The sequence below is a fragment of the Octadecabacter sp. B2R22 genome, from assembly GCF_018861045.1.
Taxonomy (GTDB): domain Bacteria; phylum Pseudomonadota; class Alphaproteobacteria; order Rhodobacterales; family Rhodobacteraceae; genus Octadecabacter.
Window position 1 is genome coordinate 13007 of sequence record NZ_JAHKQJ010000002.1, and the last position, 23337, is coordinate 36343.

The 23337-nt window shown below is 53.6% G+C and carries 32 protein-coding genes; 29 read left to right on the forward strand and 3 right to left on the reverse strand.

Annotated elements, in window-relative coordinates:
- Nucleotides 1-195 precede the first annotated feature (195 nt).
- Nucleotides 196-1353, forward strand: coding sequence for a choice-of-anchor F family protein (locus KO486_RS00145; RefSeq protein WP_216035621.1), 1158 nt, complete (start codon nt 196-198; stop codon nt 1351-1353).
- A 289-nt stretch (nt 1354-1642) separates the two neighbouring features.
- The gene (locus KO486_RS00150; protein WP_216035211.1) at nt 1643-2263 is read left to right on the forward strand and encodes a VPLPA-CTERM sorting domain-containing protein; all 621 of its coding nucleotides are present in this window, start codon (nt 1643-1645) and stop codon (nt 2261-2263) included.
- Nucleotides 2264-2380: 117 nt separating this feature from the next.
- Here KO486_RS00150 and KO486_RS00155 read toward each other — a convergent pair whose 3' ends face one another.
- Together KO486_RS00155 and KO486_RS00160 are read right to left on the reverse strand one after the other, a co-directional pair.
- Entirely contained in the window at nt 2381-3070 is a 690-nt protein-coding gene (locus KO486_RS00155; protein WP_216035212.1) for a hypothetical protein, read from the reverse strand.
- Between the two features lie 76 nt (nt 3071-3146).
- Nucleotides 3147-3755, reverse strand: a complete 609-nt coding sequence (locus tag KO486_RS00160; protein ID WP_216035213.1) for a 2OG-Fe(II) oxygenase family protein — start codon at nt 3753-3755, stop codon at nt 3147-3149.
- 134 nt (nt 3756-3889) lie between these two features.
- On the opposite strand from KO486_RS00160, the gene KO486_RS00165 reads away from it, so the two are divergent.
- The 22 genes from KO486_RS00165 to rplQ all read left to right on the forward strand — a co-directional run bounded on the left by KO486_RS00165 (nt 3890) and on the right by rplQ (nt 17642).
- A complete protein-coding gene (locus KO486_RS00165; RefSeq protein ID WP_216035214.1) occupies nt 3890-4729 on the forward strand; it encodes a hypothetical protein in 840 nt (279 codons plus the stop codon).
- A 156-nt stretch (nt 4730-4885) separates the two neighbouring features.
- On the forward strand, nt 4886-5095 hold the full coding sequence (gene rpmC / locus KO486_RS00170; RefSeq protein WP_216035215.1) for a 50S ribosomal protein L29: 210 nt from the start codon (nt 4886-4888) through the stop codon (nt 5093-5095).
- Between the two features lie 3 nt (nt 5096-5098).
- Entirely contained in the window at nt 5099-5329 is a 231-nt protein-coding gene (gene rpsQ / locus KO486_RS00175) for a 30S ribosomal protein S17 (RefSeq protein WP_049833301.1), read from the forward strand.
- Nucleotides 5330-5409: 80 nt separating this feature from the next.
- Nucleotides 5410-5778, forward strand: a complete 369-nt coding sequence (rplN, locus tag KO486_RS00180; RefSeq protein WP_216035216.1) for a 50S ribosomal protein L14 — start codon at nt 5410-5412, stop codon at nt 5776-5778.
- 1 nt (nt 5779) lies between these two features.
- A complete protein-coding gene (rplX, locus tag KO486_RS00185; RefSeq protein ID WP_216035217.1) occupies nt 5780-6085 on the forward strand; it encodes a 50S ribosomal protein L24 in 306 nt (101 codons plus the stop codon).
- Nucleotides 6085-6648, forward strand: a complete 564-nt coding sequence (rplE, locus tag KO486_RS00190) for a 50S ribosomal protein L5 (RefSeq protein WP_216035218.1) — start codon at nt 6085-6087, stop codon at nt 6646-6648. Before rplX ends, rplE begins: the two co-directional genes overlap by 1 nt.
- Before the next feature lie 14 nt (nt 6649-6662).
- Nucleotides 6663-6968, forward strand: coding sequence for a 30S ribosomal protein S14 (rpsN, locus tag KO486_RS00195; protein ID WP_216035219.1), 306 nt, complete (start codon nt 6663-6665; stop codon nt 6966-6968).
- 12 nt (nt 6969-6980) lie between these two features.
- Nucleotides 6981-7373 (forward strand): 30S ribosomal protein S8, encoded by a 393-nt coding sequence (gene rpsH / locus KO486_RS00200; protein WP_216035220.1) that lies wholly within the window; start codon nt 6981-6983, stop codon nt 7371-7373.
- Between the two features lie 10 nt (nt 7374-7383).
- Entirely contained in the window at nt 7384-7914 is a 531-nt protein-coding gene (rplF, locus tag KO486_RS00205; RefSeq protein ID WP_216035221.1) for a 50S ribosomal protein L6, read from the forward strand.
- 6 nt (nt 7915-7920) lie between these two features.
- Complete coding sequence (rplR, locus tag KO486_RS00210; RefSeq protein WP_216035222.1) at nt 7921-8280, forward strand: 50S ribosomal protein L18; 360 nt, start codon at nt 7921-7923, stop codon at nt 8278-8280.
- Nucleotides 8281-8385: 105 nt separating this feature from the next.
- Nucleotides 8386-8949, forward strand: coding sequence for a 30S ribosomal protein S5 (rpsE, locus tag KO486_RS00215; protein WP_216035223.1), 564 nt, complete (start codon nt 8386-8388; stop codon nt 8947-8949).
- A 3-nt stretch (nt 8950-8952) separates the two neighbouring features.
- The gene (gene rpmD / locus KO486_RS00220) at nt 8953-9141 is read left to right on the forward strand and encodes a 50S ribosomal protein L30 (RefSeq protein WP_093996463.1); all 189 of its coding nucleotides are present in this window, start codon (nt 8953-8955) and stop codon (nt 9139-9141) included.
- A gap of 155 nt (nt 9142-9296) precedes the next feature.
- Nucleotides 9297-10157, forward strand: coding sequence for a polyphosphate kinase 2 (gene ppk2, locus KO486_RS00225; protein WP_252734420.1), 861 nt, complete (start codon nt 9297-9299; stop codon nt 10155-10157).
- Nucleotides 10158-10224: 67 nt separating this feature from the next.
- On the forward strand, nt 10225-11436 hold the full coding sequence (locus KO486_RS00230) for a threonine ammonia-lyase (RefSeq protein WP_216035224.1): 1212 nt from the start codon (nt 10225-10227) through the stop codon (nt 11434-11436).
- A 6-nt stretch (nt 11437-11442) separates the two neighbouring features.
- On the forward strand, nt 11443-12090 hold the full coding sequence (locus KO486_RS00235; protein WP_216035225.1) for a hypothetical protein: 648 nt from the start codon (nt 11443-11445) through the stop codon (nt 12088-12090).
- Between the two features lie 228 nt (nt 12091-12318).
- The gene (gene rplO, locus KO486_RS00240) at nt 12319-12792 is read left to right on the forward strand and encodes a 50S ribosomal protein L15 (protein WP_216035226.1); all 474 of its coding nucleotides are present in this window, start codon (nt 12319-12321) and stop codon (nt 12790-12792) included.
- A gap of 134 nt (nt 12793-12926) precedes the next feature.
- On the forward strand, nt 12927-14285 hold the full coding sequence (gene secY / locus KO486_RS00245; RefSeq protein WP_216035227.1) for a preprotein translocase subunit SecY: 1359 nt from the start codon (nt 12927-12929) through the stop codon (nt 14283-14285).
- Nucleotides 14285-14863 (forward strand): adenylate kinase, encoded by a 579-nt coding sequence (locus tag KO486_RS00250; protein ID WP_216035623.1) that lies wholly within the window; start codon nt 14285-14287, stop codon nt 14861-14863. Before secY ends, KO486_RS00250 begins: the two co-directional genes overlap by 1 nt.
- Nucleotides 14864-15210: 347 nt before the next feature.
- Complete coding sequence (rpsM, locus tag KO486_RS00255; RefSeq protein WP_216035228.1) at nt 15211-15579, forward strand: 30S ribosomal protein S13; 369 nt, start codon at nt 15211-15213, stop codon at nt 15577-15579.
- Between the two features lie 13 nt (nt 15580-15592).
- Complete coding sequence (gene rpsK, locus KO486_RS00260; RefSeq protein ID WP_216035229.1) at nt 15593-15982, forward strand: 30S ribosomal protein S11; 390 nt, start codon at nt 15593-15595, stop codon at nt 15980-15982.
- 109 nt (nt 15983-16091) lie between these two features.
- On the forward strand, nt 16092-17108 hold the full coding sequence (locus tag KO486_RS00265) for a DNA-directed RNA polymerase subunit alpha (RefSeq protein WP_216035230.1): 1017 nt from the start codon (nt 16092-16094) through the stop codon (nt 17106-17108).
- Between the two features lie 117 nt (nt 17109-17225).
- Nucleotides 17226-17642, forward strand: coding sequence for a 50S ribosomal protein L17 (gene rplQ, locus KO486_RS00270; RefSeq protein WP_216035231.1), 417 nt, complete (start codon nt 17226-17228; stop codon nt 17640-17642).
- Nucleotides 17643-17695: 53 nt separating this feature from the next.
- Here rplQ and KO486_RS00275 read toward each other — a convergent pair whose 3' ends face one another.
- Nucleotides 17696-18421 (reverse strand): DUF4336 domain-containing protein, encoded by a 726-nt coding sequence (locus KO486_RS00275; protein ID WP_252734422.1) that lies wholly within the window; start codon nt 18419-18421, stop codon nt 17696-17698.
- A 92-nt stretch (nt 18422-18513) separates the two neighbouring features.
- Here KO486_RS00275 and KO486_RS00280 point away from each other — a divergent pair, with 92 nt between their 5' ends.
- The 5 genes from KO486_RS00280 (at nt 18514) to KO486_RS00300 (ending at nt 23205) form a co-directional block, all read left to right on the forward strand.
- Nucleotides 18514-19821 carry a replication-associated recombination protein A gene (locus tag KO486_RS00280; protein ID WP_216035233.1) on the forward strand — a complete coding sequence of 436 codons (1308 nt, stop codon included), beginning with the start codon at nt 18514-18516 and terminating at the stop codon, nt 19819-19821.
- A 30-nt stretch (nt 19822-19851) separates the two neighbouring features.
- Nucleotides 19852-20226, forward strand: coding sequence for a fluoride efflux transporter CrcB (gene crcB / locus KO486_RS00285; RefSeq protein WP_216035234.1), 375 nt, complete (start codon nt 19852-19854; stop codon nt 20224-20226).
- The gene (locus KO486_RS00290) at nt 20223-21266 is read left to right on the forward strand and encodes an RluA family pseudouridine synthase (RefSeq protein WP_216035235.1); all 1044 of its coding nucleotides are present in this window, start codon (nt 20223-20225) and stop codon (nt 21264-21266) included. Before crcB ends, KO486_RS00290 begins: the two co-directional genes overlap by 4 nt.
- Nucleotides 21263-21967: an ATP12 family protein gene (locus KO486_RS00295; RefSeq protein WP_216035236.1), complete on the forward strand. Its 705-nt coding sequence runs from the start codon at nt 21263-21265 to the stop codon at nt 21965-21967. The genes KO486_RS00290 and KO486_RS00295 overlap by 4 nt, the downstream gene beginning before the upstream one ends.
- 221 nt (nt 21968-22188) lie before the next feature.
- Nucleotides 22189-23205 carry an amino acid ABC transporter substrate-binding protein gene (locus tag KO486_RS00300; RefSeq protein WP_216035237.1) on the forward strand — a complete coding sequence of 339 codons (1017 nt, stop codon included), beginning with the start codon at nt 22189-22191 and terminating at the stop codon, nt 23203-23205.
- The last annotated feature ends 132 nt before the right edge of the window (nt 23206-23337 follow it).

Here is a 23337-nt window from a genome sequence, read left to right on the forward strand (position 1 = left end):
CACAGCTCAGCTCTTTGTTGGCGACTTGCGCGCAATCCCTAGTTGATTTCGATCAAATCTATCAGAATTTAATAATGCTATATTTGAATATGTCTTGGTGAACGGCGAATCTATACCAGCCCACATCGCAACAAGTCATTGACCCTGCGAGTCGGAAAAGCGCCACTCAAGACGCAAATTGATCAGGGAGGAACCATGAGAAATATTCTTTTAACGACGGCAATTGTCGGAATGTCGACGGCCATACCGGCCTCGTCCGCAACGCTCGACAGCTGGAACCTAGATAATGTAACTGTTGGCGCAACCGATGGAACGCCAAGCGCAAGTGTAATTGACAACGGAAGTGGGGCCAGCAGTGGACAGATCGCCTATGCACCACCAGAGGCAATTGCTCCCGGAATTCAGGTTGTGCAGGAAACCTATACTCAGGGTGGCCCAACCGGCCTAACACTGGACGGATGCGTTATGACGTCTAATCCAGACAACACCTGCACTGGTGCATTCCAAAGCGGGAAGCGGATTAAGACGCAAATGACAGGCACAGAACCGATTGATCTGGTATTTGACGTAACCGAAGGCGCGGAATCGAACTATCAAGTATTTTATCGCCTTATTAACCAGACCACTCAATCACTGGCGGGTTTCGCTCTTGAATTGGGGTTTGGTGTCGGAAACGATTTTATAGAAGCAACTGCCGCGGACGGCATTTCTTTTTCGACGGCGTTCCGGGCACAACCAGCTGATGCTGCCGCATCGTCCACAACCCAATTCCCGTTCGGGTTGTTTGGAGATGCCAGTACCAACGATAACTTTGAGTTAGACGGCTTTTTTGCGGCTGAACGAACAAGCCTAGCTCTTGATCAAGGGCTAACAGAAATCGCAAGTACTGATTTTGTTGGTCCGTACACAGACCTCTTCCCGTCATGGCTGTCCCAGGAAAACGTTCCAATCGGAGCATTCTGGGACAACGACAATGACCCCCTTACTGATGCGTTGCTCATGGCGTGGCTGAATGCCGATGGACAATGGGAAATCCGTCGCGATGTTGAGGATTTCGCCGGTGGCATAGCTGGCAGCTTAACCAGTCCCTTGTTTTTTAACACGTTTGACGAAGTTGTTGCACAGCTGGGGCTAGGATCAAGTCTGTTCGAAGATGACATTGAAGACCTTGCAAACTTGAATGTGAATTTTGCCATCAATTTGGCGGGATTTGTGCCAACAGGGTCGTTCACACTGCGTACAACTGCAATGCCAGCGGCAAACATTTCGCCTGTGCCACTGCCAGCAGGTGCAGTCCTATTGCTGAGCGGTCTTGCTGCATTCGGTTTCGCCGGGCGTCGCAAAACTGCTTGATCGAAAACGAAGTTCAGCGATCAGGGGCCGTCCGTTCAGGGCGGCCTCTTTCGTCGTTATTTAGCCATCCAATTTTAGACTATTCAACATCCCTTAACCCGCCCCAAATCCGTGCCATCCCCCCCATTCTTGGTCTGCGCGACGCGTATAGAGACATGCAGATATTAACGGAATATAGAGAAACATTGCTTTTTAGGTAATTTTAGGTCATTTTAAATGAATAAAGTCGACCCGTTTTTCTGCCACTTAAATTTCCTAACTATGTTTCTAATCTAAAAGGATATTCTGCATGACCTTAAAATATTTAGCTGGCGCTGCCGCAGCGATGATTCTGTCAACGTCTGCCGCCCAAGCCGTTCCAATGCTGTCGTTCGTGATCGACGGCAACACCTACTCTGACCCATTTGCGATCACAAATACCTCAGACGCAGGTGAATCCATTGTTGCGTTTGGCATTAACCTGTCGGGTGCCACGGCTGGCGATTATTGTTTTGATACTGTTAACTACTCGCCTTGTAACGACTCTTTGGCGGTGCCTTTTACGCCAATTAGCGGCGCGACCGTTTCAAGCTCATCCACGTATGACGGATCAAAAATGCTGGACATCATTTTCAGCTCGTTTTCGTCCGGATCAACCTTTCTTTTCGACATCGATGTGGACAACGATGCTGGATCGGCCACAGTGTACGGCAACGAGTTGATCGGTGCGACAGCCTATGCTGACTTCTCAGATGGGCAGCGCCTGCTAGGTGTTTTCGCGGCCGTTAGCGGCAATGCCGACGCCTCTGCGTTTACCTCTACGGGCCTGATTCCGACGCCAGCTGTACCTCTTCCCGCCGGCTTCCCACTTATTCTTGCGGGGCTCGGCGCGTTGGGCTTTATGAAGCGCCGGAAAAATCTGAACGCCTGATTTACGATCAGTCGACATTGACGACCATGAAATGCCCTCGATTACTCGGGGGCATTTTTTATTCCACCATAACAGGTGGTCGAAACTTCCCGCCGCCAATCCTAACCGCTAAGCGTTTCAACCGCTCGCCCCCCAGATCCGGGCCATCCCGCCTTCGAAAGCGGCCCATGTCATCGTCGCGGAATTCCCCGCATGGCCTTCGTAATACGACCGCCCGTTGGGCAGCGGCAGCCCCGCCCAGATACGCGCGAGGTTATGCATGAACTGACGACGACCCATCTCGCCGTGCTGAAACTGCGACAGACCTGCATCTTCTAGTAAGACCACTGCGAGCGCGTCTTGGACACCCGCCGTGAACTGCGTCTCCGGCCCAAACCCCCGTTCGGCCGCCACACGGCGCAGTGTCGATGGAATGAATTGGTAGCGCCCAATCGCGTGGGGCTGGCCAGGCGTCGCTCTGATCCATTGATAAATCTCACCCAAGGTCATCTGCGTAGGCGGTTTCACAGGCCGAATACGTGCCCCGTGTTGCACGGCGTTGTATCCGGCTGACCCAGCCTCGGCGTTGGCGATAAGGCTTAGCAACCGATCGACGGGGGTCGTGCCCGTGCCGATGATTGCGGCCGTAGGTGGTGCAATGCGTTCGGGCAGGGGCGCGAAGAACCCGACCTGCGGGTCAGGGGAAAACAAGCTGGCGCGAGTGACTTGGGTGTCTTGTGAAGGGGCGCTGGGGAACAACGATTGCAATTCTGCACGCGCGCCCCCTGCACAGCACAGCATCACCAAAGCCAACAAAACACGAACCATCGCAAGCACCCCTTCTGAGATCAGGGCGCTTATGCAGGGTTAATCGTTTACGACAGGTTTCACCCCGTCCGACGAATTATTCCCATTTGTAATTAAAGCTTACGGAAATCCGGTCGTCCTCGGACATGTTCATCGGGACCTCGTGGCGCAGCCAGCTTTCCCACAGCAAGACGTCGCCTACGACGGGACGCACGTAAACGAACTGCTTTAGCTCGTCGCGGCAGCCCTTCTTGCGCGAAGGGGCGGCCATCATCATCTGCGCGCGTGGGTCTTCCAACTTGAGCGCGGAGGCACCTTCGGGCATCTTCACGTATGTCGTGCCGGAAATGACGGAGTGTGGATGGATGTGAGAGGTGTGAATGCCGCCCTCAGGCAGAATGTTGATCCAGAGGTCTTCCAGCACCAGCTTGCGATCGTCCAATTCAAATTCAAGGTCCGCAGCAAAGGTTGCGACGTGCTGATCCAGTGCCGCCACGATGTCCGCAAAAATCGGAAACCGCCACGGCAGGTCCGTCAGGGACGCATAGGAGGTGTAGCCAGGGAAATCATTGGCCTCACACCAATCCTGCCCAGCTTCATCATCTTCAGCGATGGAATAGCAGGAGTTTTCAAGTTCATCCGCATCAATTGGGCCAAGCTTGGCTTGATACAGGCGGGTGGCGAAGAGGGAGCGGATGGTGCCCATGGTCTGTCTCCTGACAAAGTTTGATTTGGCTAGCGTTCCTAGCTAACTTCATAAAAGATTGAACAGATTAAGCGACTCCCAAATATAAACATTGGAACAGAGAATTGAAAAAAACTGCTGAAGTTTCACATGACATGCATGGAGAAAAACTTTATCAACAGCGAGCTAGAAGCGCCCTCCCATTACTGGTTAGACAAGCGGAGTTTGGATGCAAAATATTGTATTCTAATCTTGCGCAAGAGCTTGGAATGCCCAACCCTAGGAATTTGAATTATGTTCTTGGGAGCATTGGGCAGTCACTTATGTCTTTGGCTGAGCAGTCAGGCATGAATATACCACCGATTCAATGCCTCGTCGTCAACAAGAGCGATGGTTTACCCGGAGAGGGGATTGGTTGGTTCTTGGATCAAACCAATTTGTCAGGGATTGGGCGAAAACAGTATGCTACCCTTCCGTCCAAAGAGAAACGACTCGTAGTCGAAAAAGAGCTGGCTGCGGTTTTTAATTATAGCCTTTGGGGAGAAGTGCTCAGGCATTTGGGTTTGGATCGCGCTGGAGGCGTCGAGATTGAAGGGTTGCCTCTTTTTTTCGGCGGCGGCGAAAGCGACGACCATCGTGCATTAAAAGAATTCGTTAAGAAAAACCCTGCATTGGTTGGTGTTCGCAGCACCGCTATCAAAAGTAGCTTGGAGTTTCCGTTGTTATCTGGCGACTTTCTTGACGTCTCGTTTCTCACACCAGAAGAGTGGGTCGCAGTGGAAGTAAAATCCAAAAAATCTGACGTGTCTGACGTGCGCCGCGGAATCTACCAATGCGTCAAATATGGTGCGGTCCAAAAGGCGATGGGTGCTGCCAAAGCTGATGAACGAAACGTTCGCGCTGTTCTGGTCTTAGAGGGTAAGCTACCCTCGTCGCTCATGGGGTTAAGAAACCTGCTTGGCGTCGAGGTCGTGGAAGATGCGTATCATAAGTAGCCGTTGCCTACCCCCTTGCCACACCCCCATCCCTCCCCTATACGGCCAGCTTCTAACCCACTCCATCGGAGAATCGGGTCACGTGGCGTGTGCGCTCCTTAAGGAAAACACACAAAATCACGGCCCGCCGATGATGTTGACAAAAGGAGTCGTCCGATGGACGCGAATGAACTGCGGGGGAAAACCCCTGACCAGCTCCGTGAAGAGCTGGCAAACCTGAAAAAAGAAGCCTTCAACCTGCGTTTTCAGCAGGCGACAGGGTCCATGGAAAACACAGCACGTATGCGCACAGTTAAGCGTGATGCGGCCCGTGTTAAAACCATTCTGAACGAAAAAGCGGCTGATGCCGCCAAGACGGAGGCTTAATAGATGCCTAAGCGTATCCTGACTGGTGTTGTCACAAGCAACCAGAACGAACAGACCGTAACTGTATCCGTAGAGCGTCGCTTTACGCACCCAGTTCTTAAGAAGACAATTCGTAAGTCCAAAAAATACCGGGCGCACGATGAGGCCAACACATTCAACGTAGGCGACCAGGTTCGCATTCAGGAATGTGCGCCAAAGTCCAAAACGAAACGCTGGGAAGTGATCACGGCGTAAGCCGCGTTCATTTCCTTTAATCGAAACCCTAGGGGCCCGGTCAGAATCGGGGTGAACCCTATAGGTCGGGAGTAATCTAAATGATCCAGATGCAGACCAACCTTGAAGTAGCTGACAACAGCGGCGCTCGCCGTGTTCAGTGTATCAAGGTACTCGGCGGTTCCCACCGTCGTTACGCATCGGTCGGCGATGTTATCGTCGTATCGGTAAAAGAGGCCATTCCACGTGGTCGCGTAAAGAAAGGTGACGTCCGTAAGGCTGTCGTCGTTCGTACACGTAAGCAGGTTCGTCGCGAAGACGGCACTGCAATCGGTTTTGACAGCAACGCTGCTGTCATCCTCAACAATGCAAACGAGCCTGTTGGCACCCGTATCTTTGGGCCAGTGGTTCGTGAATTGCGCGCGAAGAACTTCATGAAGATCATCTCGCTCGCTCCGGAGGTGCTGTAACATGGCTGCTAAACTCCGCAAAGGTGACAACGTCATCGTGCTGGCTGGCAAAGACAAAGGCAAAACAGGCGAGATTTCGTCCGTTGACCCAAAGTCCGGCAAAGCCGTTGTTGATGGCGTGAACATCGCGATCCGCCACGTAAAACAATCCCAGACAACGCAAGGTGGTCGCACACCTAAAGCGATGCCAATCGAACTCTCCAACCTCGCGGTTGTAGACAAGAACGGCAAAGCAACGCGCGTTGGCTTTAAAATGGACGGCGACAAAAAAGTTCGCTTCGCCAAGACAACAGGGGATGTGATCTAATGCTCGATACTGCAAACTACACACCTCGTCTTAAGGCGCTTTACAATGACAGCATCCGTGCTGCCATGATGGAAGAGTTCGGCTACAAGAACGCAATGCAGACACCACGTTTGGACAAAATTGTTCTGAACATTGGCTGCGGTTCCGAAGCTGTGAACGACACCAAGAAAGCAAAATCTGCTCAGGCCGATTTGACTGCAATCGCTGGTCAGCTCGCTGTCATCACCAAAGCAAAGAAATCCATCGCTGGTTTCCGCGTTCGTGAAGATATGCCGCTGGGTGCGAAGGTTACTCTTCGTGGCGACCGCATGTTTGAATTCCTTGACCGTCTTACAACGATCGCCATGCCACGTATTCGTGACTTCCGTGGCATCTCTGGTAAGTCGTTCGATGGCCGTGGCAACTACGCCATGGGCATGAAGGAACACATCGTCTTCCCTGAAATCAACTTCGACAAAGTCGACGTTGCTTGGGGTTTGGATATCGTCGTTTGCACAACAGCAGACAACGATGCAGAAGCAAAAGCGCTGTTGAAGCATTTCAACATGCCGTTCAACAGCTAAGGGGAAGATTAAAGATGGCTAAGAAATCCATGATCGCCCGCGAAGTGAAGCGTGAAAAGCTCGTCAAAAAGTACGCAGCTAAGCGCGCCGAACTCAAAGCAATCGCAAACGATGACAGCAAGCCAATGGAAGAGCGTTTCAACGCGCGTCTTAAGCTTGCAAAACTGCCACGCAACTCTGCGCCAGTTCGTTTGCACAACCGTTGCCAGCTTACAGGTCGTCCGCACGCGTACTACCGTAAGCTTAAGATCAGCCGGATCGCTCTTCGGGACCTTGGTTCCAATGGCGAAATTCCCGGTATGGTCAAGTCTAGCTGGTAAGGAGCAACTATTATGAACGATCCTATCGGTGATATGCTGACACGCATCCGTAATGGCCAAATGCGCGGTAAGTCCATGGTGGCAACACCTGCGTCCAAACTGCGCGGCTGGGTACTCGATGTGCTGGCAGACGAAGGCTACATTCGTGGCTACGAAGCAACCACAGGCGTCAACGGCCACCCGGCTTTCGACATCAGCCTGAAATACTACGAGGGCACTCCTGTCATTCGCGAAGTGAAGCGGGTTTCTACACCTGGCCGCCGCGTATACATGGGCGCACATGACATCCCACAGGTCCGTCAGGGCCTCGGTGTGTCGATTGTCTCCACCCCTAAGGGTGTGATGTCGGATGCAAACGCACGTGCGGCCAATGTTGGCGGCGAAGTGCTCTGCACCGTATTCTAAGGAGAGCAAGATGTCTCGTATTGGTAAAAAACCAGTCGACCTACCCAGCGGCGTAACAGCCTCTGTGTCTGGTCAAACTGTTGAAGTGAAAGGCCCTAAGGGCACACGTACTTTCACTGCAACTGACGACGTAACGCTTGCTGTTGAAGAGAACGCAGTGACTGTCACTCCACGTGGCAAGTCCAAGCGTGCTAAGCAACAGTGGGGCATGTCTCGTACGCAGGTTCAAAACCTTGTAACCGGCGTAACTGACGGCTTCAAAAAAGAGCTTGAAATCAACGGTGTTGGTTATCGTGCAGCTATGCAGGGCAATATCCTGAAGCTGAACCTCGGTTACTCACACGACGTGGACTTCGAAGTTCCTGCTGGCGTTACTGTTACAGCACCTAAACCGACAATCGTGATCGTCGAAGGCTCCGACCAACAGCAAGTTGGTCAGGTTGCTGCCGAAATTCGCGAATGGCGCAAGCCAGAGCCTTACAAAGGCAAAGGCATCAAATATGTGGACGAGTATATCTTCCGCAAAGAAGGCAAGAGGTAACAACAAATGGCAAACACCAAACGTCAATTGTTCATCAAACGCCGTCTGCGCGTTCGGAACAAACTCCGCAAGGTCAATGCTGGACGTCCTCGTCTCAGCGTTCACCGCTCCAACAAGAACATCAGTGTTCAGCTGATCGACGACGTGAACGGCGTAACTGTCGCTTCTGCTTCTTCTCTCGAGAAGGATCTGGGCGTAGTTGGCAAAAACAACGTCGAAGCAGCGACCAAAGTTGGCGCAGCAATCGCAGAACGTGCGAAAAAGGCCGGTGTAACCGAAGCCTATTTCGACCGTGGCGGTTTCCTCTTTCACGGCAAGGTCAAGGCTCTGGCCGAAGCTGCGCGTGAAGGCGGTTTGAAAATCTAAGACTTGTGAAGGGCTCCCTGTGGGGGCCCTTCCGATGATCCAGGGCATTTGTCACTAGGATCGACATCCACGGCGCTACGCGCCACCCAAATTTAGGAGGGCCACATGGCTCGAGATAACCAGCGCGGCGGTAACCGTCGTGAAGAAACACCAGAATTCGCAGATCGCCTCGTAGCGATCAACCGTGTGTCCAAAACCGTTAAGGGTGGTAAGCGTTTTGGCTTTGCTGCACTTGTCGTTGTTGGCGACCAGAAGGGCCGCGTAGGCTTTGGTAAGGGTAAAGCTAAGGAAGTTCCTGAAGCGATCCGTAAAGCCACTGAGCAAGCTAAGCGTCAAATGATCCGCGTACAGCTTAAAGAAGGCCGCACATTGCACCACGACATGAACGGTCGCCACGGCGCTGGTAAAGTCGTCATGCGTACAGCACCACAAGGTACTGGTATCATCGCAGGTGGTCCAATGCGTGCGGTATTCGAAATGCTCGGCGTGCAAGACGTTGTTGCAAAATCCATCGGTTCCCAGAACCCATATAACATGATCCGCGCTACGATTGACGGCTTGAAGAAAGAGGCATCCCCTCGTTCTGTTGCCCAGCGTCGCGGCAAAAAAGTTGCTGACATCCTGCCTAAGCGCGACGAAGCGCCAGCAGCTGAAGCTGAGGAGGCCTAAACCATGGCTAAAACAATCGTTGTAAAACAGATCGGTTCCCCGATCCGTCGCGCTGCAGACCAAAAGCAAACGCTGATCGGTTTGGGCCTGAACAAAATGCACAAGACACGCGAACTGGAAGACACACCTTCCGTACGCGGTATGGTCGCTAAGATCCCTCACATGGTCGAGATCATCGAAGAAAAAGGCTAAGCCCTTTTTCATCGTCTAGAAAATTAAACGCCCTGCATTCAATTGCGGGGCGTTTTGCGTTGGTGCGAACTGCTCTCTGAGCAGGCAATTTGATCCATGTCAGAGACGGTGAATTGATCATGTGCCACTACACTTGGGAAACTGAGGGACATCACATGACAGAGAACGCAGACACAAAGAAATTGATCGGCTTTGAAAAAGGCAAATACCCATATTCAGACCGTATGAAGCGCGGTGAATATGAAAAACAAAAGGCGGACCTTCAGGCTGAACTTCTGAAAGTTCAGCACTGGGCCGCTGAAACCGAACAGCGTTTCGTGATGCTCTTTGAGGGGCGCGACGCCGCCGGCAAAGGGGGCGCGATCAAACGTTTCACCGAGCACCTAAATCCTCGTAGTGCCCGTGTCGTTGCCTTGAACAAGCCCACAGACGAAGAACGCGGCCAATGGTTCTTTCAACGCTACGTGAAACATCTTCCAAGCTCGGGCGAGATCGTTCTTTATGACCGGTCTTGGTACAACCGTGCCGGTGTTGAGCGGGTGATGGGATTTTGCGAACCATCCGAATACCTTGAATTCATGCGCCAGACGCCCGAATTCGAACGAATGCTGACCCGTTCGGGTATCAAGCTTTACAAGTACTGGTTCTCGGTCACTCAGGACGAGCAAGCCAAGCGTTTTAAATCTCGTGAGACAGATCCCCTCAAGCGTTGGAAGCTCAGCCCGATCGACAAGGCGAGCCTTGATAAGTGGGAAGATTACACCGAAGCGAAAGAAGCGATGTTCTTTTACACAGACACCGCCGACGCGCCTTGGACCGTGGTCAAATCTGACGACAAGAAACGAGCGCGTCTCGCCTGCATGCGCCATTTCCTATCCACGCTCGATTACCCTGAAAAGGACTATGACCTCGTCGGAATGCCGGACAATCAGATCGTTGGTCAGGCGAGCCATGTCTTGCACCAATCCGACCATATCCTGTCGAGTTCACTACACCCAAGCCAACGTCACTCCTAACGCGCGTTGACAACGGCGCGCGTCTGGCACGAAAGTCCGCAAGACTTTCCGCATAAGGACGCGCGCCGTGACCCTCACCCCTGATCTTATTCGCGAGACCCATGACGCCATCGCGTCGGCAACCATTCGCACGCCGCTGGTGCCTGCGACCCGTTTGTCATTGCATATGGGCATTGATCTGCAGCTCAAGCTGGAAAACCTACAACACACCAATGCGTTCAAAGCACGCGGGGCGCTCGCAAAACTGCTGACATTGACCGAAGCGCAAAAGCAGGCGGGCGTAATCGCTTGTAGCGCAGGAAACCATGCTCAAGGGGTCGCCTATCACGCCACGCGCCTTGGTATTGCCAGCACGATTGTTATGCCAGAGGGCACTCCGTTCAACAAAGTCAAACGCACTGAAGAATTCGGCGCGACCGTGATTCTGCATGGAAGCGGGTTTGATGAAAGCGTGCAGTTTACGTGGGACTTGGCGGACAAGGACGGGCTGACGTTCATTCATCCATTCGATGATCCAATCGTGGCCGCAGGGCAGGGGACGGTTGCGCTGGAAATGCTGGAGCAGGACCCCGATCTGGATGTGATCGTCGTGCCGATTGGCGGGGGCGGGTTGATTGCGGGGATGGCCGTCGCCGCAAAGTCGGTAAAGCCCGGGATTGAAGTCATCGGCGCACAAGCGGTGTTATTCGATGCTGTGAAGGCGGCCTTTGACGGTGGGGAAACCCACTTTGACGGCGCCACCCTCGCCGAAGGGATCGCCGTGAAGGCTCCGTCGGCGGCAAACATTGAAATCATCAAGCAACACGTGGCTCGCGTGGATAGCGCGAGCGAGGCGGATATCGAGGATGCGGTGTTTGATCTGTTGTCCAATGAAAAGCTCGTGGCCGAGGGGGCCGCAGGAGCAGGGCTGGCTGTGATCAAGAACAACCTTGCGGCCTACCGTGGCAAGAAAGTCGGCCTCGTGATCTGCGGCGGTAACATCGACAGCCGCCTTCTCTCAACCCTCATCCTACGCGGCCTTGTGCGCGACGGACGCATCACCCGCCTGACATTCGAGATCGGTGACACACCAGGCCAACTCGCCACCATCAGCCGCATCATCGGCGACGCAGGCGCCAACGTCGTCGAAGTAATCCACCAACGGATGATGCAATCGGTATCGTTGAAACAGGCGGAGTTGGATGTGGTTATCGAAGCGCGAGACATGGGGCACGTTGAGGCGATTGTCGGGGCGTTGAGGGGGCAGGGGTTTAAGGTGCGGACGGATAGTGGGGTTTAGTGAGCAATGACGGTTCCAAGTAAATATCTGAACTTACATATTCCAGCGAAGGACATGGTCAATTCGCACAGAGCGTTTAGCGATGGAAAATACGCCGCCTCAAAGCTTCGGCGGATAATGGAGCAAGACTCCCTGCTTCTTAGGGACTGGAAAATTCACTGGGTTGCGAGTTGCACACTACTTCGAACCGCGATTGACCTATTTAAAGCGGACGCAAAAAACTGTTTGAGTCATTCATTACGTGAAGAGTTTAGAAACGAATGGCACAAGATATCCGATGATCGAGATCAACACCCAATTTTCTGGAAATTCCTTCGCGAGGAGAGGAACAATATTATCCACGAGTATAGATGGTCGGCATATGAGCGATATTTTGACGCCGAGAGCGGAGAAACCGCCTCGCCACCAGGATTGCTCACACTGACCAGCGAAAACTACGGCAGTGAACTGAAGATCCGAACCGGACACTTTGAGGGTCAAAGCGCTCTTGGAGTAATTGACGAGGCTACCGGATGGGTGCGTGCTAGAATCATGGCAGTGTTTGAACGTGCCAACATAGATCCCGATGAGAGGCGGAATGTGGTAACATTCACCGTCGAACCAAAGCGCGATGGACTGCTAGGCAATCTCCTTCAGGAAACCAAGGAAGATTGAAGATCGTGCCCAATCAAAGATTGGGCAGCGCCCGGACCTCCCCCATGGGGAGGGCGCTTCGCACCCACCCCGAGGTCCGAGCGCTCTCTAGCGGCAATGTTCTGCTTGCTCCATAATCCCCCATGTCCTATACGCCGCCAGTGGCCACATGTGTGACCACTGATTCACAACAAACGCCGCGTGCCTTTCCCGTCGCTGGGTTAGGTCTTCCGGCAAGGAGACAGCGACATGGTTAAACTAAACGAACTTCACGACAATCCAGGCGCCACAAAACCACGCAAACGCGTTGGCCGTGGTCCGGGTTCCGGCACCGGTAAAATGGGTGGCCGTGGTATCAAAGGTCAAAAATCCCGTTCGGGTGTGGCTATTGGCGGCTATGAGGGCGGTCAAATGCCTTTGTACCAACGTCTGCCAAAGCGCGGCTTCAACAAGCCGAACCGTAAGAAATTCGCAGTTGTGAACCTTGGCCTGATCCAAAAGTTCATCGACGAGAAGAAATTGGACGGCAAAGCGATCACCGAAGATTCACTCGTTGAATCCGGCCTGATCCGTCGCAAGCTGGACGGTATTCGCGTTCTCGCAAAGGGCGAAATCACAACAAAAGTTAGTATCGAAGTGACAGGCGCATCCAAAGGTGCGGTTGAAGCAGTCGAAAAAGCTGGCGGTAAACTCACTGTCACAGCTGCGGCAGCGACAGAATAACACCTTGTGAGGGGCGCTTTCGCCCACTACATCGTTAATCGACTTAAACGCCGCCGCTTGGGTCACCCTCGCTGGCGGCGTTTTCATAACATTATCGCCCTTTTCGGGCCTGCGAACAGATAGGCAGCACATCCATGGCATCAGCAGCAGAGCAAATGGCCGCGAACACAAGCTGGAGCGCCTTTGGCCAAGCCAAAGAATTGCGTCAGCGGATCATGTTCACGCTCGGTCTTCTCATCGTTTACCGCGTGGGGACGTATATCCCTGTGCCGGGGATCGATGCTGATCAGTTGCGTGCCTTTATGGACGAAGCCGCAAGCGGTATCGGCGGCATCTTGTCGATGTTCACCGGTGGTGCGCTGGGTCGTATGGGCATCTTTGCCCTCGGCATCATGCCTTATATTTCTGCGTCCATTATCGTGCAGCTGTTGGGCGCGATGTGGGAACCCCTGAAGAACCTCAAGAAAGAGGGCGAGCAGGGCCGCAAAAAGCTGAACCAATACACGCGTTACGGAACCGTGGTGCTGGCGACGTTCCAAGCCTACGGCATGGCGTCTGGTCTTGAAGCGGGGAACCTCGTTACCGATCCGGGCCTGTATTTCAAGATTGCCTGCGTCATCACGCTTGTTGGTGGCACCATGTTCCTGATGTGGCTGGGTGAACAGATCACTGCACGCGGCATCGGTAACGGTATCTCTTTGATCATCTTCGTCGGGATCATCGCCGAAGTCCCAGCCGCCCTTGCTGGCTTCCTTGCTCAAGGTCAGGAGACAAACAACTGGGGTCTTGTGCTCGGCGTCTTTGTGATGGTCATCGCGATCTTTGCCTTTGTGGTGTTCATGGAACGCTCCTTGCGCAAAATCCACATCCAGTACCCGCGCCGTCAGGTTGGCATGAAGGTCTATGATGGTGGGTCCAGCCACCTGCCGATCAAAGTTAACCCAGCTGGCGTTATTCCTGCGATCTTCGCATCTGCGCTGCTGTTGTTGCCGACTACTCTGTCGACATTTTCTGGTGGTGATGGCGCAGGACCGATTATGTCCACGATCTTGGCTTACTTTGGTCCCGGCCAACCGCTTTACTTGATCTTCTTTACGGCGATGATCGTATTCTTCACGTTCTTCTACACGCGTGAAGTTGCGTTCAAGACTGATGAAGTTGCCGACAACCTGAAAAACCAGAACGGTTTTGTTCCTGGTATTCGCCCAGGTAAACGGACGCAAGAATACCTCGATTATGTGGTGACGCGCATCTTGGTTCTTGGTTCTGCTTACCTTGCTTTGGTTTGTTTGCTGCCAGAAATCTTGCGCAGCCAGCTGTCCATCCCGTTCTACTTTGGCGGCACATCTGTGTTGATCATCGTGAGCGTCGGCATGGACACGATCCAGCAAATCCAATCCCACCTTCTGGCCCACCAATATGAGGGCCTGATTGAGAAATCGCAGTTGCGCGGTAAGCGCGGCGGCAAAAAAAGGAGCCCGCAGCGCAAATGATCAATATTATTCTTCTTGGACCACCCGGAGCCGGCAAAGGCACACAAGCACAAAAGCTCGTGGATGAACGCAACATGGTGCAACTGAGCACCGGTGACATGCTGCGCGAAGCCAAGACCTCGGGGACCGAGATGGGTAAAATGGTTGCGGCAGTAATGGATCGTGGCGATCTGGTTACGGATGAGATTGTTATCGGTTTGATCCGTGAGAAACTCGAAGCGGGTGGCGATCACGGCGGGTTTATCTTTGACGGCTTCCCGCGGACGTTGGCTCAGGCTGATGCGCTTGGCGAATTGCTTGAGGAAACAGGGCAGACGCTCGACCACGCGATTGAACTGGCTGTAAACGATGAAATCCTTGTTGAGCGCATTCTTGGACGTGCGGCCGACGCGGTTGCGGCTGGCGGCACTGCCCGTGCAGACGACAACGAAGAAAGCCTGAAAATCCGTTTGATGGCGTATTACAAACAGACATCTCCGCTGATCGGCTATTACCATGCAAAGGGCGACCTGAGCAGCGTCGATGGCCTTGGCACGATGGATGCGGTTGCCGCAGAAATTGCCGCCGTTCTGGGATAACCGGAACGCGCGGTGTCGGGTTTGTTCAAGGTCGCTGTTCTGGTCCTTATCTTCGGATTAGGGATCGGCATCGGCAGGGCGTGGCAGGTCAATCAGATGTGCAGCCAGTACCCTGAGCAGTTAGACCAGATATCGCCCGACTTATGCTTCTATGACTGATTGGGGGCAGGGGGTTGACCCAATCCCTTAACCCTCCTAAACAGCGCCGTTCCCAATGGGAACTTGCCTGAGTCGCTCTTAGGCGTAACACCTCGATATGACTTAGGCCCGACGCTTTATCGCCTCGGGCTTACGTTGTGAAAAAAGGGTCCGGAACTACGGACCCGCAACGAAAAGGAATTGCACACGTGGCACGTATTGCCGGCGTAAACATCCCGACTGCAAAGCGGGTTCCAATCGCCCTCACATATATCACCGGTATCGGTAACACTTCTGCAGAAGCTATCTGCGAAGCTGTTGGCATCGACCTCACACGTCGCGTCAACGAACTGTCCGACGCTGAAGTTCTGAAAATCCGCGAGCACATCGACGCGACTTACACAGTCGAAGGCGACCTGCGCCGTGAAGTTCAGATGAACATCAAACGCATGATGGACCTTGGTTCTTACAAAGGCTTGCGTCACCGTCGTAACCTGCCCGTTCGCGGTCAGCGTACATCCACTAACGCACGTACTCGCAAAGGCCCTGCAAAGGCCATTGCTGGTAAGAAGAAATAAGGGGACCTGACGAATGGCACGCGAACCTAAAAAAACCAAAAAGAAGGTCTCCAAGAACATCGCCGCTGGCGTTGCTCACGTGAATTCTTCTTTCAACAACACAAAAATCCTGATTTCCGACGTGCAGGGCAATGCGATCTCTTGGTCCTCTGCTGGTACGATGGGCTTTAAGGGCTCCCGTAAATCCACACCTTACGCTGCTCAGATGGCTGCGGAAGATGCGGGCAAAAAAGCACAAGACCACGGTGTTAAGACACTCGAAGTCGAAGTGCAGGGTCCTGGCTCCGGTCGTGAATCTGCGCTGCGCGCACTTGCTGCTGCTGGTTTCAACATCACATCTATCCGTGACGTGACACCAATGGCGCACAACGGCTGTCGCCCACCAAAGCGCCGCCGCGTCTAAGCTATCCAAACGCCTTGGGGTCTGCAGTTTTGCTGCGGCCCCAATCCGTCATTTTAACCTCGGGCGTTTGCCTTTTTGGACATGAAGGCAAACAAGTATGGAGGGACTTATGATCCACAAGAACTGGGCTGAGTTGATCAAACCAACTCAATTGGAAGTTAAACCGGGAAACGACCCGCTGCGTCAGGCAACTGTTGTTGCTGAACCGCTTGAGCGTGGTTTTGGCCTGACACTCGGCAACGCTTTGCGTCGCATTTTGATGTCTTCGCTTCAGGGCGCGGCTATCACGGCTGTTCAGATCGACAACGTTCTGCACGAATTCTCCAGCATTGCTGGTGTTCGCGAAGACGTAACTGACGTTGTTCTGAACCTCAAAGGCGTCGCCATCCGTATGGAAGTCGAAGGTCCTAAGCGTTTGCAGATCCAGGCCAAAGGCCCTGGCGTTGTAACAGCTGGTGACATTTCGGAATCTGCTGGCATCGAAATCCTGAACAAAGATCACGTCCTGTGTCACCTCGACGACGGCGCTGACCTTTACATGGAACTGACAGTCAACACTGGCAAAGGCTACGTGGCTGCTGACAAGAACAAACCAGAAGATGCGCCTATCGGTATGATGGCCATCGACGCGATCTATTCACCTGTCAAGAAAGTCTCTTATGACGTTCAACCGACACGTGAAGGTCAGGTTCTGGACTATGACAAGCTGACGATGAAAGTCGAAACAGACGGTTCCATCACGCCGGACGACGCTGTGGCATTCGCTGCACGTATCCTTCAGGACCAACTGTCCATCTTCGTGAACTTCGATGAGCCTGAGTCCGCACAAGCTGCGAACGATGATGATGGCCTCGAATTCAACCCGCTTCTGTTGAAGAAGGTTGACGAGCTTGAGCTTTCTGTTCGTTCCGCGAACTGCCTCAAGAACGACAACATCGTTTACATCGGCGATCTGATCCAGAAAACCGAAGCAGAAATGCTGCGCACACCGAACTTTGGCCGCAAATCTTTGAACGAGATCAAAGAAGTGCTGTCGGGCATGGGTCTGCACCTCGGCATGGACGTTGAGGACTGGCCACCGGACAACATCGAAGATCTTGCGAAGAAATTCGAAGACTCTTTCTAAGATACTCGGGTGGGCGCATAGCCCACCCATTTCTACCCTGGGTAATTCTGCCCCAATAACGGAGCCGGTGACACGCATCACCAACGGCCCACCCTAATACAAAATGGAGACTATCACATGCGTCACGCACGAGGTTACCGCCGCCTAAACCGTACCCACGAACACCGTAAGGCTTTGTGGGCTAACATGGCTGGCTCGCTCATCGAACATGAGCAAATCAAAACAACTTTGCCAAAAGCAAAAGAACTGCGCCCAATCATCGAAAAGATGATCACATTGGCGAAACGCGGCGATCTGCACGCACGTCGTCAGGCGAATGCGCAGCTGAAGCAGGACCAGTACGTTGCGAAATTGTTCGACGTTCTTGGCCCACGCTACAAAGACCGCCAAGGTGGTTACGTTCGCGTTCTGAAAGCGGGCTTCCGCTTCGGTGACATGGCTCCAATGGCGATCATCGAATTCGTTGACCGCGACGTTGATGCCAAAGGCGCAGGCGACAAAGCCCGCCTTGCCGCTGAAGAAGCTGCAGAATAAGTCGTTCGACGAATTAAAGATTTTAGGGCCTCGCGGAAACGCGGGGCCCTTTCCTATTTCAGGACCTTACGAAAGGCGCGTCGAAGTTCAGCGACGCCATTTTTTCGGTACCACCGACCGTGTGCAATGATCACCCGTTCAGGCGCCCACGCGATCATGTGTTCGACGGACCTGCGAAGTTGGTCACGCCCTTTTCGGAATGTATTTGCCATATCAATCGGCATTTTCCCGTCTGGGTCCGTATTTCCGGCAAGCCTTAGTAGGGGCCACATCCAGAATGACACTTGGGCCTTCTCGAAATTCTCAATCAAGTCTGTGAGGATCAGCGTGCGTGACGCCTTGTGGAAAAACACGACCTCTTGGTGCGTGCTGCTCCCTTGAACGTGATGCCACTCAATTTCATCGGCCCAAGGCGCAAGTACGTTTGGCCCAAACGTATTATCAATTCTAAGCGGCACGTTTCGGTTTCTCGCACGGTCCTCGACCCCTGGGGCGCCCCACGTGACCGCATCGGGAAAGGCATCCGACCAAGTCCCAACCGAAGCGTAATGGATCCAGTTTGGCGCGATCAGGTGCTTTACCTTGCCCAAGGCATTTACATTTCTAATGACTTCATCGGACATGCGTATCGGTGAGTGAACCCAAAGGCCGCCGCCCTGTAAGCGCACAACCGTCATGCGGGTCGGGAATGGGATGCCATAGAACGCGATGTGAGGGCCGTCGAAAACCCAGACATCCGTGTCGACTTGCTTTGCTTGATCAACGGGATCGTACGTCAAAATCAATTCCTCAAGTTACAGGCTGCTATTTGGCCCACTCACAGTTCAAGAGGCTGCTTCCCTCTAGGGCACGGTCATCTTACTGTCCCAACATGGCAGACTTATTCGACTCCGGGGCCGCGACGCCCGATACCGCACCTCGCCCTTTGGCGGACCGCTTGCGCCCGCGCAACCTTGGCGAAGTCATCGGCCAAGAGCAAGTCCTTGGACCAGAGGCACCGCTTGGGGTGATGCTCGCATCAGGCTCGCTTTCGTCGTTGATTTTTTGGGGCCCGCCCGGAGTTGGGAAAACCACAATCGCGCGCCTTCTGGCGGATGAGACAGACCTGCATTTCATCCAGATCAGCGCGATTTTTACGGGCGTTCCAGAGTTGCGAAAGGTCTTTGAGGCCGCGAAGATGCGCCGCCAGAACGGCAAAGGCACTTTGCTGTTTGTCGATGAGATCCACCGTTTCAACAAAGCCCAACAAGACGGTTTCCTTCCTTACATGGAAGACGGAACAATTTTGCTCGTGGGGGCAACGACAGAGAACCCAAGTTTTGAGCTGAATGCGGCGGTGCTGTCTCGGTCTCAGGTGTTGGTTCTTGAGCGCCTCGATCTTGCAGATTTGGAGCGCCTTGCTCAGCGGGCGGAACGAGAACTCGATCGCAAACTGCCGCTGGATGGTCACGCGCGTGAAAACCTTTTGGAAATGGCCGACGGCGACGGGCGTGCCTTGTTGAACCTGATCGAACAGGTTGTTGCTTGGAAGGTTGATGGAAAGCTCGATACGGATGCATTGACCACTCGGTTGATGAAACGTGCGACGCGCTACGACAAGTCTGGCGATGAACATTACAACCTGATCTCCGCGTTGCATAAGTCCGTGCGCGGTTCGGATCCAGATGCCGCTCTTTATTGGTTTGCACGGATGCTCAAGGGCGGCGAGGACCCTCGTTTCCTAGCGCGGCGCATTACGCGCATGGCTGTCGAAGATATAGGATTGGCCGATCCACAGGCGCAACATGTGTGCCTACAGGCATGGCAAACTTATGAACGGCTTGGCTCTCCCGAAGGAGAGCTCGCACTGGCGCAGGCGTTGACGTACCTCGCTCTCGCACCTAAATCCAACGCGGTTTATGTGGCCTATAAGGCAGCGATGAACGCGGCGACCCAAACAGGTAGTGAACCTCCGCCGAAACATATCCTGAATGCGCCAACATCTCTGATGAAGGATATCGGGTATGGGGAAGGGTACGCATATGATCACGACGCCGAGGACGCGTTTAGTGGCGCTAATTATTTCCCAGATACGATGAAACGCGGGGTCTACTACATCCCCGTCGATCGTGGTTTTGAGCGGGAGTTAAAGAAACGTGTCGATTACTTCGCTAAGCTGCGCGATAAGCGTAACAGTTGACTCTGGCCCTCATGCGCATATGACGCGCCCATGATACCAACTGTCTTTCATGTTGCTTTGGGCGGTGCCATTGGCGCTGCAGCACGCTATGGCGTGGGCGTGGCGTTGTTCCGCCCGACAGGCGGGTTCCCTTTTGGTGTCTTGGCTGTGAATATCATCGGCTCGTTTCTGATGGGACTGCTCGTGGTTTATCTCGGCCAGAAAATGCTAACACACCTGAACCCGTTGCTAATGACAGGTGTTCTGGGCGGCTTTACGACGTTCTCGGCGTTTTCGCTTGAGGCATACACCCTATTCGAGAGGGGCGAGGCGGGTCTTGCGGCCCTTTATGTGGCCCTCTCTGTCATCCTATCCATCGCCGCGTTGGTGCTGGGAATTTTCATCATGCGAGGAGTGCTGGCATGAGCCGCGTTCAAACACTTACTGTTGGCCCCGATGAAGGTGATCAACGCCTTGATCGCTGGATGAAGCGCCGTTTCTCCCACCTGCAACAAGGTGGTATCGAAAAGATGTGCCGTAAGGGCGAAATCCGCGTCGATGGTGGTCGGGTGAAATCGAATACCCGTGTCGAAGTGGGCCAAAAAGTCCGCATTCCGCCACTACCTGATCCAAATCAGGTTGAAGATCGCCCACGCGATATGAAGAAAGCGGATATCGAGCTTATTCAAGGCTGCGTAATCTACAAAGACGACCACGTGATCGCATTGAACAAGCCCGCTGGGTTGCCGACCCAAGGTGGCAGCAAGCAGACACGCCACGTGGATGGTTTCGCCGAAGCTTTGAAATTCGGCTACGATGAAAAGCCCCGACTGGTGCACCGTTTGGACAAAGACACATCTGGTGTTTTGATCCTTGCGCGAACCCGGATGGCAGCAAAATCCCTGACAGAGGCATTTCGCCACCGTAATACTGAGAAAATCTATTGGGCGCTGGTTGCCGGTGTTCCGATCCCGAAATTAGGTTCAATCAAGTATGGTCTCGTTAAACAGGGCGGTCACGGCGCAAAAGGCGACAACGAACGCATGAAGTGCGTGCACCCGCGTGACGTTGACAAAGTGCCAGGCGCGAAGCGTGCGCATACGGATTACACCGTGCTGACGTCTCTGGCGGATCGCACGGCATGGGTCGCATTGACGCCTGTGACGGGTCGTACACACCAGTTGCGCGCCCATATGGCCGAAATCGGTCATCCGATTATCGGTGACGGCAAGTACGGAACCGCGAACGTGCAGGATAACCCCGGCGATGGTTGGGGCGCTGGTATGGGCGAAGAAATCGGCCGCAAGCTTCACCTACATGCACGGTCCTTGCGGATCGAACACCCTGCGACTGGGAAAGAGCTTTGGATCAAAGCCTCCCTGCCACCACATATGGAAAATTCATGGAAGTTCTTCGGCTGGGCCGAAAGCCACGCGCCAGACAATCCATTTGAGGGTCTCCTATGAGCGATTGGGCGGCCAAACGATTCTGGACGGACGTATCGGTCGTTGAAGACGGCGATGGATTCGGAATTCGGCTCGACGGTCGGTCAGTAAAGACACCTGCAAAATCCGCGCTGATCGTGCCACGTCGTGAAATGGCAGAGGCGGTTGCCGCCGAATGGGACGTGGTCGAGGAAAAGATCGATCCCGAAGTCATGCCGTTTACAAGGTCAGCCAATGCGGCGATCGACAAGGTATCAGTCCAATTTGATGCCGTCGCCGAGATGTTGGCGGCCTACGGCGGCAGTGATCTGCTTTGCTACCGTGCTGATGCGCCTACCGAACTGGTTGAGCGACAGAACGCTGGCTGGAATCCATTGCTCGCATGGGCCGAAGACACATTTGGCGCTCGGTTGCTCCTGACGGCGGGGATCATGCCGATCGAGCAGGATTCGCAAGCGCTTGCAGCCATCCGTGCGCCACTATTTGCAGCTACGGCGTTCGAACTGACGGCGTTGCACGATCTAATCGCTTTATCTGGCTCTCTGGTTTTGGGGTTGGCTGTGACGCAACGTCAATTAAGCGGTCAGGCGGCCTGGGATTTGTCCCGTTTGGATGAAAATTGGCAAATTGAGCAGTGGGGCGAGGATGAAGATGCCAGCCAAGCTGTTGAAATTAAAAGAAGTGCCTTTATTCACGCCGAAAAATTCTATCGGATGGCTTAAATCAACGCTGTTTAGTGTATTTTCTGTGCAAGGTGCTTCTTACAGGGCGATTTGACTGAATGAATCGCCTAATTCAAGTCATCGGCCTCTTGACGTCATCCCGTTATTCGACAAACTCTAACGCGTTGCGCAAGGCTTCCTTGCGTGTATCGCCCCTGACCGGTTGGTCAGACAAAAATAATCCCTGTGGCTCACGCAGGGAAACTCAGGAAGGTAATTTAATGAAAAAATCAGTATTCCTCGGCGCTATGACCGTTGCTGGTCTTGCTGCTGGCGCAGCTGCTGCAGGCACGCTTGACGATGTCAAAGCACGCGGCACGCTTAACTGTGGTGTTACAACTGGTCTTGTTGGCTTCGCGGCACCTGACGCCAATGGCGTTTGGGATGGCTTCGACGTTGGCGTATGCCGCGCGGTTGCTGCCGCTGTTCTTGGCGACCCAATGGCAGTCGAGTTCGTTCCAACAACTGGTCAAACACGTTTCACAGCGCTTGCGTCTGGCGAAATCGACCTGCTGGCACGTAACACAACTTGGACATTCTCCCGCGACGTCGACCTTAAGTTCGAATTCGTTGGCGTGAACTACTATGACGGCCAAGGCTTCATGGTTCCACGTGAACTGGGCGTTTCTTCCGCTCAAGATCTCGACGGCGCGACTGTTTGCATTCAGACAGGCACAACAACAGAGCTGAACTTGGCGGATTACTTCCGTTCTAACGACATCTCCTATGAGCCAGTGCCAATCGAAACAAACGCTGAAGCACAACAGCAGTACCTTGCTGGCGCTTGCGACGTTTACACAACAGACGCATCCGGCCTTGCTGCGACACGTGCGACATTCGAAAACCCAGGCGACCACGTTCTGCTGCCAGAAATCGTATCCAAAGAGCCACTCGGCCCACTGGTACGTCACGGCGACAACGAATGGGCTGACGTTGCACGTTGGACATTGAACGCACTGATCACAGCTGAAGAGCTGGGTGTGACATCTGCAAACATCGCAGAACTGTCCGCAGGCACGAACAACCCAGAGATCAACCGTCTCTTGGGCACTGAAGGTGAACTGGGCGCGATGCTCGGCCTCGAAGCTGACTGGGCGAAAAACGCTCTGATGGCTGGCGGCAACTACGGTGAGCTGTTCGAAGCGAACATCGGTGAAAGCACACCAATCGGTCTGGCACGTGGCTTGAACGCCATGTGGACAGAAGGTGGTCTGATCTACTCCCCACCATTCCGCTAAGACCTACAGTATTGGGCGCGATCTTCGGATCGCGCCCTTTCACTTCTAAACCACATAAAAATTAAGCTAAGACACAAGTGGTGGGATCAACCGACCCGTAGATGTCTTACATTTTGCCCGACAGGGGCGAGG